Source organism: Methanobacterium sp. CWC-01 (assembly GCF_030323845.1).
GTDB lineage: Archaea > Methanobacteriota > Methanobacteria > Methanobacteriales > Methanobacteriaceae > Methanobacterium > Methanobacterium aridiramus.
The window spans coordinates 751390-767338 of sequence record NZ_CP040735.1; the positions used below are offsets into that span (position 1 = coordinate 751390).

Sequence of the window (15949 nt, forward strand, 5' to 3'; positions counted from 1 at the left end):
TGGGTAGAACCGGGGCTAGACTAAACTTTCCCATAAATTGTATTTGGAGAAAATTCAATTTAAACGGTATTTCAGGGCAGATTCTCTTAAAATCTCAACTGCCGGTAGTTTTTCACCGGCCACTAAACTTATAGATGCTCCACCACCACTGCTAATATGGCTGATGCCCTTAAGTCCCATGCGGTTGGCTGCTGCGGCCAGATGCCCGCCGCCGATTATGGAAAATCCAGTAGAAGATGAAATAGCGTTCAGGACATCTTCCGTGCCAATGTTGAAGCCTTCTTTTTCAAATACTCCCGCCGGACCGTTGGCAAAAATGGTGCGGGCCTGCCTGATGATCTGAGCATATTCCGTGATGGTTTCGGTTCCAATATCAAATATAGGCAGGTTAGGGAGTTTTTTAACCAGATATTCCTCCCGCTTGTCTTCCACACATACGGCCAGATCCACCGGTATCTTAATCTGGTCTGGGAAGTTTTTAATCAGCTTTTTAGCTTTCCTTACGTAGTCACAGTAATCACGGTCCTTGATGAAGTCCCGGTTGTACTTTTTTATATTGACTCCCGAACCCCACAGGAATATATTGGCCACCAACCCCGTGGTCAGGACATAATCGGCATTACCTGCTTCTAGAGCATTTTCCATGACCATAATAGAATCATCCACCTTAACCCCGCCCAGTACGAAAACACAGGGCCTTTGTACACTTTTAATCGCACTGTAAAGTGCTCTAAGCTCCCTTTCCATTACCCTTCCTGCCACGGAAGGCATGTCAAAGGAGAATCCTACCAGGGATGGTTGAGAACGGTGGGCAGCAGCGAAAGCATCGTTTACAAAGAAATCAGCAAGGGGGGCCAGTTTTCTTACCAGATGGGTTTCAGCTTGCTGGGGTGGATCCCTCTTCAATACCTCCTCAGAGTAGAAGCGAACATTCTCCAAAAGGATAATATCACCGGCCTTCATCCGGGATATGGACTGCCGGGCATTACTCCCAAAGATATCATCCACGTATCGTACCTTTTTACCCACGATGGCAGATAATATCTCCCCATGCTGGCTCAGAGTGGTGAAATCATTCTTACCCGGGCGGCTTTGATGGGCCAGAATAACCGTTTTAGCACCCCTGGAGGAAAGTTCAATTATGGTTTCTGCGTGCAGACGAATTCGAGTATCGTCCAGAATGATACCAGTATTAGGATCTACTGGAGAATTTATATCTACCCTAACCAAAGCGGTTTTTCCTTCTAGTTCCAGGTCATCCAACGTATAAAAGTCCAGGGAATGGTCGACCATCATTACACCTTTATTTAAAAAATTTCGCTGCACTCTATAACTTACTGACCAAACCCAGCAGAGCCTCTTTAGGATCATCAGCCAGGATTATGCCCGATGCTAAAAGCACCCCTTCCGTTCCTAGGTCCAGGGCGGCCTTCATATCGTCACCAGTGGAGATTCCCGCCCCACAGAGTACCCCCACTTCGGGGTTTATATTATGAATAACCTCTACTGTTCCCTCCACAACTTCCGGTTCTGCTTGTGATACCGGTATTCCCGAACCAATCAGTTCTGGGGGTTCAATGGCCACGAAGTCGGGTTGAAGGGTGGCAGCCGCGGCACTGGTATCTACGTTGTTGGTACAGACCACACTAACCATGTCCGCCTGGGCAGCTTTCTTAACCACCACCTCCATATCCGCAAGCTCCATTCTTTGTTCAGAATGATTGATTAAGGTTCCCTGGGCACCGGCCTGTCTAACTGATTCCAGAAGTATACTACCCGTGTGTCCACCGGCATCTACAGCATCCACGTGCTGGGAGAAGACCGGGATGTTAACTTCCCCGGATATTCTCCACAGGTCCGCGGCTTGAGTTGCCACTGCTATGGCAACCCCCGTTTCATCTGCGACTTCTTCTGAAGCCTTGGCAAGTTTTAGGGCATTTAATCCAGTAGATTCGAGATATGTCTTAAAATTTAGAATTACCAGAGGTTTTCCATTCATTTTCATAATACGCCCCCAATTAAGGTCTAGTATTGTGTATCTGTTTATAAAGCAGGATCATAAAAGGATTGTGGTTTTTCCCTTAAGATAAATGGGGCCTCATTTACCATCCAGATTAGTTAAAATACCAGTTAAAGGCGATGTTAATTTTGATAAATGAATTAACATGCTTAAAATCAAAAATAGAGTAGATCAACAGTTGTGCATTCAACTGTTGATTAGAGTTTTAGATTCGTAGAAGTGTTTATCCACCAGCTATGACTTTCATGCTTGGCTTGCTGGATTGGGCACTGAACATTTGGTTGATTCCGTATTTTTTGTAGGGCACATCCAACCATTTACCGTTTTGATACAGTTGCACCGAACGATGGCGAGAAGAGTAACCGTTTGCGTACTGAACTACCCTGGATTTGATGCCTGCTTTTGAGAATTTGGTTTGTAGATAGTCGCTCATAGCCCAGCAGTCACCAGCTCCGATTTTTTCCATGTTGGCTCCGTCGTGGGCAGCATGACTGTATTTGTATCGGGCTGCACCGCGTAGTATGGTTGCTTCTTTCGAGTCACTGGCTACTGTGGCCACACCACTGCAGGTAGTGTATGTTTGTTTAACGTACTTGTAGGACTTAACATAGCGATAGGCCTTAACATACCGGTACTTGCCCTTACTGTAAACTCGTTTATAATAGACTACTTTCTTGTAGTAGGTTTTTCGATATTTTGAAGAGGTAGAATAAGTTTTGGTAGATGTTTTGGTTGATGCTTTGACGTATTTGTAGGACTTTACGTAACGGTAGGCCTTAACATACCGGTACTTACCGTTCCTGTAAACTCGTTTATAATAGACTACTTTCTTGTAGTAGGTTTTGTAGGCAGCGTTTACTTCTACAACATCACTGCATGTAGATTTTTCCTGTACTTTCACGGTACTTGGTTCTTGGTCGTTCACTCCACCGGCCAGTGGCAGAATGCATAAGGATAGACCTAATGCAAATAGGAGTACACCAATTTTAAGTCGCTTGATTATACCGCCTCCGTGGTTCCATACTCAAATGGAACACCTTTGGACTTGATTATTTGTCAAATGAGCATTACATATAAAGTTTTCTATTTTTTCCTCATCAAAAGGCACTTATTGGGCTTTTTTTTAGATTTAAGACGCTATATGGAGTTATTTAAATAAGTCAAATCTATGACGACTCCTCCGTTGGTATTTTAAATTAATCAGCTTTTTCCAAAGGCTATTTATCCAAAATCATCATAATTGATGGGTTTATATCCAGGCATCCGTAGGCCAAACTAGGTCAACCTAGCATCACATCTTCCTTTATTGAATTGAAATATTTAAATCGGCGTTAAGTCGAAAAAAGTGATCCATGAATGGTTTTAAGACTTTAAAAAAGCAAAAATACCTTTTAGTATTTCTGTAATAATACTAGTTTTTAGACTTTATGCCCCTTAATTTGGCATAATATGGAAAAAATAGAAGTTAGAGTAATTATTACTCCTATTTATAGCTTGTGGAAATTATCGCCGCCCCCTAAACCATATATTTATATATAGGGAAGTGTTCCATTCACACTATAATAGTGCATATATAATAATACTAGGGAGAGATGATCACCAGATGCCAATTCAAGATGCAGATCTAAAGGACCTGGAAAAAAAAGGTTACCGATTTGTGGGTTCTCATGGCCATGCTGCAGTCAAGATCTGCCACTGGACCAAAAAAAGTCTCACTGATGAGGGAGTCTGTTATAAGGAAAAGTTTTACGGAATCCAAAGCCACCGGTGTCTACAGATGTCACCCAGCATCCCCTTCTGTCATCATAAATGTCTATTTTGTTGGAGAGATGTTTCCATAACCAGCACCCAGTGGCAGGGTCTCTACGATGAACCTAAGGAAATAATTGATGATGGAATAAAAGCGCAGCGGAGCCTTCTGGTTGGTTATTTCGGCAATGAGAAGGCCAACCAGCGCAAGGTCCAGCAGGCTCAGCATCCCAACAATGCCGCCATATCCCTGGCTGGAGAACCCCTACTATATCCTCCCATTGAAGACCTCCTAGAAGAGTTTCGTCGACGGAAGTTCACCACCTTCCTGGTAACTAACGGCCTCACCCCGGAAAAATTAGAAAACCTGTCTGTGGAGCCCACCCAACTTTACATATCCCTTGATGCACCTACCCAAAAGGTTTACAAAAACCTTTGCCAGCCCCAGATTGAAGATGGCTGGGAAAAATTAAACCAGTCCCTGGATATCCTTTCCACCTTTGATTGTCGTACAGTGATAAGAATGACCTGTGTTAAAGACTACAACATGCTCAATCCCCAGGATTATGCCGACATAATAAATCGCAGCAATCCTGATTTTGTGGAAGTCAAGGCCTATATGTACGTGGGGAGTTCTAGAGAACGACTGAAACTGGATAACATGCCTTCTTACCCCCAGATGCAGATTTTTGCCCAGTCAATAGCAGATTTGTGTGATAAAAAGATTATAGACGAATCCCGGGCCAGCCGGGTGCTTTTACTCCAGTAAATGTGCCCATGTATTCTATAAATAAATTGAAATAGGAGATATGACTTAAAATCGTGCGTGATGATGTTGAAAGATGTTTTAGAGGTGGTTTAATGAGAAGATTGTTGTTGATGTTAATTATCTTAGTGGTGGCCCTATCCCCGGTCTACAGTGCCCAGGGATTAGCCATAACCTATGGGGAGACAACTTACTCCAATCAGGCTTATAAAGATTCAATGTACAATTATTTCCAGTCCCACAGCGACAAGGATTTGAAAGATGCCACCTATCGGGTAATAACTGCTTCAGAAGTTAACGCCATCTCTAAAGATATCACCGGACGAAACTACAAGTCCAACCAAATTTTTTCATGTGCTCTGGTGGATCTCAGCTACAGCCAGGGGATCAAGATCATCGTAGACACCAGTAAAGTAACCACCGTAACATCCAGGATGTATGCCACCGCCCTGAAATCATCGGGGATAGAGAATGGTTACGTGGTGGTTTCATCCCCCACCGTGGCCACCGGGGAATCTGCCCTGGCCGGTGTTCTCAAGTCCTACGAAATTGCGGTAGGAACTTCAATCCCAGATGAAGCCAAAAAAGCAGCGACAGAGGAGCTTTACGTGGAAACCCGGGTAGTAAACCAGACTGGGCAGAATCCAGATACCATTGCCGAACTTTTTGATAAAACCAAAGAGGAAGTGCAAAAACAGAAACTGGAGGATCCGTCACAGATAAAGATCATCGTCATCAACATGGCCAACAATATGAACATCAACCTCAGTGACCAGCAGGCGCAGCAAATTGCAGATGCAATCTCAAACTCTCAGAAGGCTCAAGGAAACCTTACTGAATTTAAAAATCAGTTACAGCAAGCTACCCAGCAGGCTAGCGAGGCCCAGGGGATATTGGCCCAGATCACTGCATTTTTAGAGAACCTGTTTAACTACCTGCAGGGACTTCTTGGACAATAAATCTTTCAAAAAAGAAAATCATCCTTCAATATAACTCCCCATAATCCAGATAGGCGTTTCTAATAGTCAGATTAATATGCCACCATAAAACAATAGAGTTATAAGGAGAGCCACAGAAAAGGGGAATGTTAGTAACAGTGATATCATGTTAATAGCCCAAAACCATCTGCAGTTCATTATAGAAGTGGGATTGATGATCCACTTGGGCATCATACTGCTTTTCAATGTGGTGGCCATCCCCCTGAGCATGGTGCTCTTCCTGTCCATGGTTCTAACCATTTTACTGGCCGGATTGTTCAGTTTAGATGCGGCCTTTCTGTTTTTACCCTACATATCCCACCATGAGTTCACCCACCCCTTTGGTGCCGTGGCGGTGTTTGCCTGGGTCACCCTGGCTGCCTCGGCCAGCCTTTTAAGCGAGGTGGATATTAAATCTTCATCCATTACCGCCCTCTCCTGGATCCTTTTCATGGTAATTGGTATAGCGGGGATGATAATGCACCGTTCTTTTTTAATTTTATGGGTGATGGGCTGGATAATGGGTACCATCATCATGTCCAAAAGCTTTAAAAGAAGTGTGAAGATTACGCCCAAGAGGATAGGGGCTGTGGTAGTCGCTGCTCTGGGTGCATTTGGTGTGCTGGAAATACTTTCCAGAATATTGAATGCTTCGGTATTAAGTCCACTCTTGAGAATAAGTAGGTTAGAAGAATATGCCATGCCCAGCCTTAAAATGGTTATAAAAAATACCTTGTTATGGGGACATGTGCAGGGGTCATGTTTCTGGGGTGCGGATTGCCTGGGCGGATCCGATGGTTATCTGTCCCTGCCCATGAGCCTCATTAATCTCTTCACCCTACCTTACCCACTGTTTTTTGGGGTTCTGGTAACCAAGAAGGACTATATTGACTACATGCTTCCCGGTATTTTTGGAGTTGCCTTTGACTTTGGATATATGGGGCTACTGCTCCTGATGGGTTGGGTGCTGCTGGTTACCTGCAGCGGATTTTACGCACTGCGAGAATATCGTAAGAAAAGGAAAAACGGCAGTAGGATGTACCTGGGACGTGAAGCATTACTAATTGGGGCTTTATCAGCCTTTCTGGTACAGACCATTGTGGGTCTGTTCCTCTTTAACCGAAGCTTTAACGGAGCGGCCATGGTGACTTACATGGTCTTATCGGCCCTAGTCCTGGCCCATGTGGTGAGGATACGGCGGACAATGTGACCATTCGTATATTTTTAGAATCTTTTTTTTGCAGAATTTTGAAAAATAAAGTTTTAAGTTAAAGTTCCTAGGATCTCCACCGCCTTCTGGGCCGCGGCTTCCATGGAGGTTTCAAAGCTCACCCCGGCTTCTTTTAAAATTCGCTGCCCTTCCTCCTCATTGGTACCAGTTAAGCGAATTACTAGGGGAACCATTCTTTCCGCCTGGTTCATTACATCAATAATTCCACGGGCCACGTCATCAGCCCTGGTTATTCCCCCTAAGACGTTTAAAAATACTACCTTAACCTGGGGATTGGATATAACCAAATTTAGAGCCCGGGCAATGTTTTCCTGAGAGGCCCCGCCCCCGATATCCAGGAAAGTGGCTGGTTTACCTCCGTAGAGTTGTAGCATGTCCATTCCACTAAGGGTAAGTCCAGCACCGTTGCCGATGACGGCTATGTCACCATCCAGTTCCACGTAGGCAAATTCGTCTCGAGTACCTTCCAAAAGGTGAGCCAGTTTTTTTTGCCGGTAGAGGGAGTCATCATCCACCTCGAGCTTGGCGTCAGCTGCCACTATTCCATCAGTTGTAACCACTAGGGGGTTGATTTCTACTAGGTTGGCATCATATTTTTGAAAGACGTGGTAGAGTTTGAAGATGAAGGTCCCTACCCGGGGGATGAGTGCCCCATTTACTCCCATTTTGCGGGCGATATCCCGGGCCATGTAAGGTAAGAATTCCTGCCGGGGATCCACATGGACCTTCAGAATCTTGTCAGGGTTCTGTTGGGCCACCTCTTCAATGTCCACTCCTCCCTCAGTACTGGCCATGATCAATGCCTGCCGGGCGGAACGATCCAGAGCCACACTGAGGTAATATTCCGATTTAATAGCCAATTTTTCCTCAATCAGAAGTTTATTGACCTTTTCACCCTTTATTTCCATACCCATAAGTTCCTGAGCTACTTCGTATGCTTCTAGGGGGTTGTCGGCGAATTTTATGCCTCCGGCCTTGCCTCTGCCACCCACCAATACTTGGGACTTAACTGCCACAGGCACCCCTATCTCCTCGGCTGCCTGACGAGCGTCTGCTGCGGTTTTCACCATCTTATTTCGGGGGATGGCTATTCCTTCCTGGCTGAATATCTCTTTAGCCCGGTATTCATAGATTTTCATTCCAATCATCCTTTAGCTAACTTGATACCTGCTTCGAATGCAGATAGATTCTTTTCCTCAGTGCCAGGCGGCACACTGACTTTAACCGCATTTCTGGCGGCGTCTTCAGAAATGACCTTAGTAATACCAGTTATGGCCCCAATCATGACGATGTTGGCCACTATGCGCAGGCCAATTTCTTCCTCGGCAGTGCGGGTGGCTGGTGCCCGGTAAAGTTTGATTTTATGTTCTTTCACAAAGGGGAGTACTTCCTCCTCCAGGATAAGGTCGGGGTCTATGATCAGGATTCCCTCATCCTTCAGGTCATCCAGATATTTAATGAGGGCCTCGTGGGACATGGCCACCAGTATATCCGGCCTTTGAACTTTAGGATAATCTATTTCCTGATCACTTATTACTATTTCCGTACGCGAAGCCCCCCCTCTCGCTTCCGGACCGTAGGACTGGGTTTGAACTGCTTGTAATCCATCATACAATGCTGCTGCTTTTCCAATAACTATTCCAGCCAGTATAATACCCTGGCCACCAAAGCCAGCGATTCTTATCTCTTTACGCACTTGAATCACCATGGTATGCTGATCGAACCGCCGATGGTTTTTCGGCAGGACATTGGTCACTTGAAAGTTGACAGACCCTTTCGGAAAATTCAGGAGCCGCCTTTCTATGGAAGTCTCCCACAATTATCTTACCTATCAGTTCTGATTCATCCATTCGGTCCGCTTTTCTCTTGACCACACTTTCTTCCTTCATCCACCGCATCATATCCAGGGGAGATCTCATCCTGTTTTTCCGTCCGAAATAGGTGGGACACTGAGAAACTACCTCAATGAAGGAGAAACCCTTGTTTTTCAGGCCTTTTTTTATGGCACTGGAAAGCTGCAGGGGATGGGCTGTGGTCCAGCGGGCCACATAACTCGCTCCGGCGGCGGTGACCAGTTTAGCCAGATCGAAAGGATTTTCAAGAGAACCATATGGCGCTGTGCTCCCGTAACTCCCCTGGGGACTGGTGGGGCTTATCTGTCCTCCGGTCATCCCGTAGATACTGTTGTTGATACAGATAACCGTGAGATCTATGTTCCTGCGGGCCCCGTGAATGAGATGATTCCCACCAATGGCGGCGGCGTCTCCATCTCCAGAAAAGACCACCACATTCAAATCTGGATTGGCCAGCTTTACTCCGGTAGCAAATGAAATGGGTCGGCCGTGAGTTGTGTGCAGTGAATCACACTTCACATAACCAGGTATTCGAGAAGAACATCCGATTCCAGAGACCATAATCACATCCTCCATACTGATCTGTGCCATTTCCATGCCATTGAAGAAAGTGTTCATCACTATGCCATTACCACAACCGGCACAGAAGATGTTGGGCAACCGATCCCTTCTTAAATATTTCATAAACCGACTTTCTCTGGTTTGGTCCATCTTCTAGCCTCCCGAACTTGCTTCTGATTCTATGAGATCAAGGATTTCTTCAGGAAGATGCATCTCTCCACCAATCTTTGAAGCCATTTCCACATCCACTCCCGTTAAAACCCTTTGTACTTCGTAAAATATCTGGCCCAAATTCATCTCGGCCACTATCACCCTTTCCACCCCTTTTAAACTCTTCAAAATGGCATTCTCAGGGAAGGGCCACACTGTGTCCAGTTTTATGAAACCAGCTTTAATTCCATCTTGACGGGCCATTCTCACCGCCTTTAAACCAGGCCTGGCCGGGGCTCCGTATGTTAAGACCACCACCTCGGCGTCCTCAGTATAACAACTTTTTATACGACCAATATCATCGGTGTGTTTCAGGATCTTATCACAAAGTCGTTTAACCAGGGTGGAATGGGCCTGGGGACTGGATGCATCTGGATATCCGCGTTTATCATGGGTGAGTCCCGTGATGTGCAGTTTATATCCATCACCGAAGGCAGGCATAGCACTGGTTCCATCCGGGGCGGCCTGGAATGGTAGGAAATCGGCCGGAGATTCTGATGGCATTTGTCGGGGTGTAGTCTTCACCATTTCCGGGATGGTGATCTTTTCCCGCATGTGGCCCACGATCTCATCACTCATCACCATTACTGGTACCCGATATTTCTCGGCCAGATTAAAGGCTTCCACTGTAAAATCAAAGCATTCCTGGACTGATGATGGGGATAAAGCAATGACCTCGTAGTCTCCGTGTGAACCCCACCGGGCTTGCATCATATCACTCTGAGAAGCCATGGTGGGCTGTCCAGTAGAGGGGGAACCTCTCTGCATATTTATTATAACCAGGGGAGTTTCAGTCATCACTGCGTAGCCAATGTGCTCCTGCATTAGAGAAAAACCCGGCCCAGAGGTGGCTGTCATTCCCTTCAAACCACCCCAAACTGCACCTATCACCGCTCCCAGGGCAGATATCTCATCTTCCATCTGTATGAACGTTCCTCCTTCACGGGGAAGAAATAGCGACATATCTTCGGCTATTTCTGTGGAGGGTGTGATGGGATAACCGGCAAAAAAACGACAGCCAGCCTTAACTGCTCCGCGGGCACAGGCCTCGTTGCCTGGTATGAATAGATTTTCAGCTTTCATCCTCTTCATCCACCTTTATTGCCTGATCAGGACACAGCAATGAGCAAACCTGACACTTGGTACATCGTTCTTCATGTTCTGGGTTGGGGACATGCACCCCCTTCTTGTTCAGGGTTCCTGATTCCTCGTAAACTTGATGAGGACAGAATTCGGTGCAGATGTTGCACCCCTTGCACAAATTCTTGTCTATGGTAATCATGACATTCAACCAATTTTCTTTAGGTGATGGTATTTTAAATAACTTGTCTCCGCGAGATTAAGCAGGCTGTTAAACCATCTTGAATTAAATTAAAAATAAATTAAGGACTAACCAGCTCTTTCAACGTACATTAAAGGATAGTTAAGTTCTTCCACGTAACGCATCCGGATAACAGCCCCTACACCCTGGTAAGTGGACACCACCTTTACGTCCAACATCTCCCCCGTAAGTGAAACATAGGCGTATTCATTTTCAAGCCCAGAATCTCCAAAATCAATTTTCACTTCCACTGAATCGATGCAGGGTTGAAGTTCCATGGATTCTTTTATGGCCCGTTCCAGGACTTTGGCACTTTCTTCACTGACCGGAGCTCCTATGAACTGGTGGAAAAGGGCCCCCATAGTTATGGCCCCTTCAAATATGGCCCGCTCCCGTTGGGAAATGTTTTTGAAATATTTTTCATCCTTTCCACTACACATATTTACACACCCAAATAGTTACTGAGGTTAGAAATTTGATATTCTACACCCACCGCTGGAATGGGGAACAGGTAACCCATCACTAGAAACATAGTCAAGGCCACGGTGACCAGGGTCAGGATGTAACGTTCCTCCTGAATCGGGTAGAAGAAACTTAAGATCATCCCGGCAGCGAAGAATCCCACGATTAAGGCCACGGCATAATATTTCTGGGAGTTCTCAGGCGTATCTCCCGGCGCCTGGTAGGGATATATATGTTCCTGCTGGGCCTTGATCACCAGCCTTTGCTTGGTGGAACCCAGGGGATAACAAGTAATTAAAAACAGAACATCACCCTGTTCAACGGAAAGACGGTAATCCTCCGATACAATGTTGGAATTTATCACCCGATACTCCACATTGCCCACCCCATACCAGGCCAATGTTACATTATCCCCCGTTTTTAGCTGGTCCAGTTTCAAAAAAGGGGAGCCGTGAAGGGTTCTGTGGCCAAATAAGACCACAGTTCCGCTGCCTGGCTGGGCGGACTGGGGTTCATGGTACACCCCATAATCAACGGACTTGTTGTTAATGCTCTGTTCTATCCCAATGGCGGGTATTAGTAGGAAGGGAGTGTCAGAACTGTTCTTTACACTATCATCTACCCCAGAATAGTAATTTACTTCCACTAAAAAGTAAAGGGAGATGATAATCATCCCGGCGATTACCAGAAGAGTAGAGACTTTCATGTTGTTCACTGGATATATCACTGCCAGGGATATAAGTCCTCCCTAGGTTAGGAAGAACTTATCGGAATAACTTGGCGTATGCTACTCCGGAGCCCACAATAATGGCTCCTACTGCAAAGAGGGCATAGGGGACGCCAGTTCCAGCAGTGGGTACGGTGGTGGTATTCTGAGCTTTACTATCAGTAGAGACCGATGGCGATTTATATTTACCTGTAGATGAGCCTGAGGCACCTTCAGGCCACTGGTAGGTGTATGAATAATGCTTTTGCTGTCCAGGATATAAGGTAACATCCCAGGCAGCGGTGTCAGCCCAGGGAAGTTCATCATCTAAATAAGTCACTTTAGGATTGCTGTATACTAGTTTAGAATCAATAGGCACTATGGGTGCCCGGACGATGCCCTGTACCCGGGGACCAGTGGTATCCATATTTTTGATCCAGAAGCAGAATTTACCACGCCATAACTGCAGCTCCAGGTTGGGATTCAAATACTCAATTTCATTGGGGAAGAACCATGTAGCAGTTAAACCCGGCTCGTTGATAAGTGGCCAGAACTGATTGGGAATGGAGCTATTCCTAGCTATATAGGCTGGTTCTATAGCCAAAGAGCCCCCACTCGGACTCTGGGCTACTACTTTAAAGGATACTTCCTTGGTTTGTCCGGGTTGAATAGGCCAGCCGTAGTCTCCATCAGTATTTATGTATTTCGCCATCTTCACGGCAGCTGGACTGGTCCACTTTAAAGTCCAGTTAATGGCCGGGTTGGTCTGGTAGTACTGCTGACTGATTTTGAAATATTCCACATGATCATTGTTGTTTTTGATCTTTACGTGGATAATGGCCTCCAGATAAGTGAATTTTAGACTGGAGTCAGTTTCCTGAACCCAGGCTTGCTGGTCAGTAGCCGCCCATGATGCCCCCAGGAAAATGGAAAAAGTGAAAAGGAAAGCTACCACCAAAGTCGCTTTTTTTATCATGTTTAAACTCCTTATTTTGGTTAATAACCTGGTTTTTTCCTTTATTCACCAATTATCCATATATAGATGTTAACTCTTTAATCATCCATTGTGGAGCTTTCTGAGTAGACACCGTCAGGGCAACACTGTCCTGATTTTGCATCAGGAACAGAGCATTTTCGCGTGGAACTTCCAGTAAGACCAGATATTTAACATCTAATTCTCCCAGGTTAGATGATCGCTCGAAGTCAGATAACTTCCAACCATAAGAACTCAGGGTAGATGATACCGTAGAATCATCCCAGGTACCGGAAGCAGCGGCTCTTAGAAGTTGTTCAACATCGGTAGAGGTAGATGTGGTGCGAGAATTGCCCATGGTCACCTGATTTATGGCAACTTCCTGCGCATTCTTTAAATTAGCATCCACCGTTCCACTGTCCACTGCTCGGAGAATGGCAAGAACCGTTGCTCCACTGATGCTAGGTGAAGTGGTGTTGGTGGTTTGGGCAGCTGTCTGGTTGGTTTCGTTGGTAGTGGTTGTACGCAGATATACATCCACGCTGTCACCTACATTTACCAGACCACCGGCAGCTTGCAGTCGGGTGATGATGATGGGTACTGCCACTGTATCGGGGGTTTCAATAACCATATTGGCCAGGACACTGGCATCAGCTTCGTTGACAATGGTTTGTGCGTCGGCAACTTTCATTATCAGGTTTTTCTGACCAGCAGCAGAGTAGGTTATCATTACCCGTTCATAGGGATCCTTCTGGGCATTTATCTCCTGCGTCTGATATTCTCTCCAGGCAGCGGTAGCGGGTGTCATAACATCGACAGCTAAAGCTTGCTCTGGTGTCTCAGCACTTTCTATTTCTGCGGTTAAAGTCTGTTTTTGAGGGTCTAAAGCCAGAGGTCCTTTAAAGTAAGCGTTGACTTCATTTAGTTTAGTCTGCTTAGCTGAACCCAGGGTTTCCTGATATGGTTGATACACCAAAAAGTAATAACCTGCACCTACCAAAACTATCAAAATAATACTAAATACCGCCGCACCAACCAGAGTTCTTTGATCATCATCAGACCCTTTTCTCCCGAATCCGCTACTCAAACCGCCGGTTTTCTTCTTTGGCTGCTTTGGTGGCTTTAATTTAGGTTTTTCATCCGGTTTTCGGCGTGGTTTAGGTATGGGCCTGGGCATTTTCTTAGAAACCGCTTCTTTCTTTGAATCATTGCTTTCTGGCTTTTTAAGACCGTTATCATTAGGAGAAACCTTCTCCTTAGACTTATCTGTGGCCTTAGATACCACACCCTTAATACGTCCGCCGATGTTCGGGTCAGATTTAGTATCTTCCTTGCGAAGATCGGGGACATCTTTCTTATCCTTATCCTTTTTTCCCAAGATTTTATCTAACATGTGGACCACTTCTTAGAAGTTTGCCGTATAATTCCATTAGAGGCACTATTATTACATATATTGATGTGAAGACTAATAAAAGCTTTGCGGGAAGATAGGCAATTAAGGACATAATTCCCTGAGGCAAACATGAAGCAATGATCAACAAACCGCCTATCACCACGAACTTGATACCTTTAAATTTTGGATACTCAATGGTGCTTATCATAAGTACCGCTATCACCACCATGATGAGGAGTGCCAGGTTTGCACTGAAAATTCCTGAGAGATAAAAGGATCCCAACACCATGGCAGTAGTTGGAATGGGAAGTCCCACGAATTTATCCCTTGCAATTATATCGTTGTCATTAGTGAGTACGTTGAACCTGGAAAGTCGTAATATCCCACATATAAGAATTAACAGCCCTACTACTATATTAATGTATGGTAAAAACATGCTTGAAGAGGCAACACATAAAAACATTCCCGGAGCTACACCAAATGAAATTACATCAGAAAGTGAATCCATATTTTTTCCAAATCCAAATTGATCATCGCGTTTTGTCTTCCTGGCCACCCATCCATCAAGGGAATCGAATATTACAGCTAAGAGCATCAATTGAGCTGAAAATATATAATTACCATTTAAAAGCATTAAAATTGATAAAAATCCGGCTGATGCATTTAAGAGCGATAGTAAATCTGGTGCAGCCAAATAGTCCCTAATATGCATTGAAAAAAACCCCGATATTATTATAATACAAATTATTATTCATATTTATGTCTTTATACAAGACTCCTCACGCTCCAAAAAAAATTTTTAAATATTCTAGCAACTTAAAACATTCTAGCAACAATGGTTTCTCCTGCTTTTGGTTTTTCACCTTCATGAACCAGGATTTCTGAATTGTCTGCAGGGAGTATCAAATCTACCCTCGATCCGAATTTTATCATTCCCAATCGATCTCCAGATTCAACCCAATCCCCAACATCAACATACTGCACAATACGTCTAGCTACGAAGCCTGCTATTTGAACTACTCCTAATTTTCCATATTCTGAATCTATTACTATTAAATTCTTTTCATTTTCTGTGCAAAGACTTCCAGATGCTATCTTAAATTTACCAGGATAATATTTGGTTTTCACTACCCTGCCAGAGATGGGAACACGGTTAACATGTACATCGAAGGCAGACATGAAAGTACTTACCAGTATACCGCTTTGATCCTTTTTTAATATGTATTTCATCATGGGATCATCATAGTGAACGGTTTTAATGGTATCAATTTTTCCATTGAAAATTCTTCCATCGGCTGGAGCAACCAACAAGCCATGATCGACCGGTGTTTTTCGAGAGGGATCACGGAAAAATTGTAAAATAAATGCAACTGCAGTTAGGATAAGAAAAGTCAGGATAGAGTATCCAAAAAATAAAGGCAGAACAGCCAGAGTTAATAAAATACCTACCTTTTTTAAAGTTCCTTTTGCAAACATTTTCTTAAGTCACCAGCTTTTTGTTTATATAACTTTTTTGTCCTCTTTTCTTATCAAAGTGTGCATTATATTATTTATGGATTTTAGTTCACATCCTAATGCAAGAATTCAAAGAAAAGTATAATATTATAGTATAACCGAAAAAATAGATGCGCACTAGCAAAACTAATGACTTACTTAACTACCACTACTTATATTATGGAAATTAAATAATCTTGAAAGTTTTGTTTGAATACTCATATAGTTAAGAA

17 protein-coding genes are annotated in these 15949 nt (G+C 44.4%); 3 read left to right on the plus strand and 14 right to left on the minus strand.

The window, feature by feature from the left end; translation table 11 throughout:
• Positions 1-54: 54 nt before the first annotated feature.
• From FGU46_RS04105 to FGU46_RS04115, 3 genes are all read right to left on the minus strand, one after another.
• Entirely contained in the window at positions 55-1296 is a 1242-nt protein-coding gene (locus tag FGU46_RS04105; protein WP_286476842.1) for a phosphoglycerate kinase, read from the minus strand.
• Positions 1297-1327: 31 nt separating this feature from the next.
• Entirely contained in the window at positions 1328-2005 is a 678-nt protein-coding gene (gene tpiA / locus FGU46_RS04110; RefSeq protein ID WP_415926582.1) for a triose-phosphate isomerase, read from the minus strand.
• A 238-nt stretch (positions 2006-2243) separates the two neighbouring features.
• Positions 2244-2945 (minus strand): hypothetical protein, encoded by a 702-nt coding sequence (locus tag FGU46_RS04115; RefSeq protein ID WP_286476850.1) that lies wholly within the window; start codon positions 2943-2945, stop codon positions 2244-2246.
• 678 nt (positions 2946-3623) lie between these two features.
• Between FGU46_RS04115 and twy1 the strand changes: the two genes are divergently transcribed.
• The 3 genes from twy1 (at position 3624) to FGU46_RS04130 (ending at position 6722) form a co-directional block, all read left to right on the plus strand.
• Positions 3624-4538 (plus strand): 4-demethylwyosine synthase TYW1, encoded by a 915-nt coding sequence (gene twy1 / locus FGU46_RS04120; RefSeq protein ID WP_286476861.1) that lies wholly within the window; start codon positions 3624-3626, stop codon positions 4536-4538.
• A 92-nt stretch (positions 4539-4630) separates the two neighbouring features.
• Positions 4631-5494 carry a DUF1002 domain-containing protein gene (locus FGU46_RS04125; protein ID WP_286476865.1) on the plus strand — a complete coding sequence of 288 codons (864 nt, stop codon included), beginning with the start codon at positions 4631-4633 and terminating at the stop codon, positions 5492-5494.
• Positions 5495-5639: 145 nt separating this feature from the next.
• Positions 5640-6722, plus strand: a complete 1083-nt coding sequence (locus FGU46_RS04130; protein ID WP_286476873.1) for a hypothetical protein — start codon at positions 5640-5642, stop codon at positions 6720-6722.
• A 53-nt stretch (positions 6723-6775) separates the two neighbouring features.
• Here the strand turns inward: FGU46_RS04130 and sucC are convergent, their stop codons facing one another.
• The 11 genes from sucC to FGU46_RS04185 all read right to left on the minus strand — a co-directional run bounded on the left by sucC (position 6776) and on the right by FGU46_RS04185 (position 15698).
• On the minus strand, positions 6776-7882 hold the full coding sequence (gene sucC, locus FGU46_RS04135) for an ADP-forming succinate--CoA ligase subunit beta (RefSeq protein ID WP_286476875.1): 1107 nt from the start codon (positions 7880-7882) through the stop codon (positions 6776-6778).
• Positions 7883-7887: 5 nt separating this feature from the next.
• Positions 7888-8439 carry a 2-oxoacid:ferredoxin oxidoreductase subunit gamma gene (locus FGU46_RS04140; protein ID WP_286476879.1) on the minus strand — a complete coding sequence of 184 codons (552 nt, stop codon included), beginning with the start codon at positions 8437-8439 and terminating at the stop codon, positions 7888-7890.
• Positions 8432-9307 (minus strand): 2-oxoacid:ferredoxin oxidoreductase subunit beta, encoded by an 876-nt coding sequence (locus tag FGU46_RS04145; RefSeq protein WP_286476885.1) that lies wholly within the window; start codon positions 9305-9307, stop codon positions 8432-8434. The genes FGU46_RS04140 and FGU46_RS04145 overlap by 8 nt, the downstream gene beginning before the upstream one ends.
• Positions 9308-9310: 3 nt before the next feature.
• Positions 9311-10450, minus strand: coding sequence for a 2-oxoacid:acceptor oxidoreductase subunit alpha (locus FGU46_RS04150; protein ID WP_286476892.1), 1140 nt, complete (start codon positions 10448-10450; stop codon positions 9311-9313).
• Positions 10440-10649 (minus strand): 4Fe-4S dicluster domain-containing protein, encoded by a 210-nt coding sequence (locus FGU46_RS04155; RefSeq protein ID WP_286476897.1) that lies wholly within the window; start codon positions 10647-10649, stop codon positions 10440-10442. Before FGU46_RS04155 ends, FGU46_RS04150 begins: the two co-directional genes overlap by 11 nt.
• A 107-nt stretch (positions 10650-10756) precedes the next feature.
• Positions 10757-11128, minus strand: coding sequence for a dihydroneopterin aldolase family protein (locus tag FGU46_RS04160; protein ID WP_286476902.1), 372 nt, complete (start codon positions 11126-11128; stop codon positions 10757-10759).
• Positions 11129-11130: 2 nt separating this feature from the next.
• Positions 11131-11856 (minus strand): class E sortase, encoded by a 726-nt coding sequence (locus tag FGU46_RS04165; protein ID WP_286476908.1) that lies wholly within the window; start codon positions 11854-11856, stop codon positions 11131-11133.
• A gap of 58 nt (positions 11857-11914) precedes the next feature.
• The gene (locus FGU46_RS04170) at positions 11915-12832 is read right to left on the minus strand and encodes a hypothetical protein (protein ID WP_286476914.1); all 918 of its coding nucleotides are present in this window, start codon (positions 12830-12832) and stop codon (positions 11915-11917) included.
• A gap of 52 nt (positions 12833-12884) precedes the next feature.
• Positions 12885-14222 (minus strand): DUF515 domain-containing protein, encoded by a 1338-nt coding sequence (locus tag FGU46_RS04175; protein ID WP_286476920.1) that lies wholly within the window; start codon positions 14220-14222, stop codon positions 12885-12887.
• Entirely contained in the window at positions 14212-14934 is a 723-nt protein-coding gene (locus FGU46_RS04180; RefSeq protein ID WP_286476926.1) for an archaetidylserine synthase, read from the minus strand. Before FGU46_RS04180 ends, FGU46_RS04175 begins: the two co-directional genes overlap by 11 nt.
• Positions 14935-15038: 104 nt before the next feature.
• Positions 15039-15698, minus strand: a complete 660-nt coding sequence (locus FGU46_RS04185) for a phosphatidylserine decarboxylase (protein ID WP_286476932.1) — start codon at positions 15696-15698, stop codon at positions 15039-15041.
• Between the last annotated feature and the right edge of the window lie 251 nt (positions 15699-15949).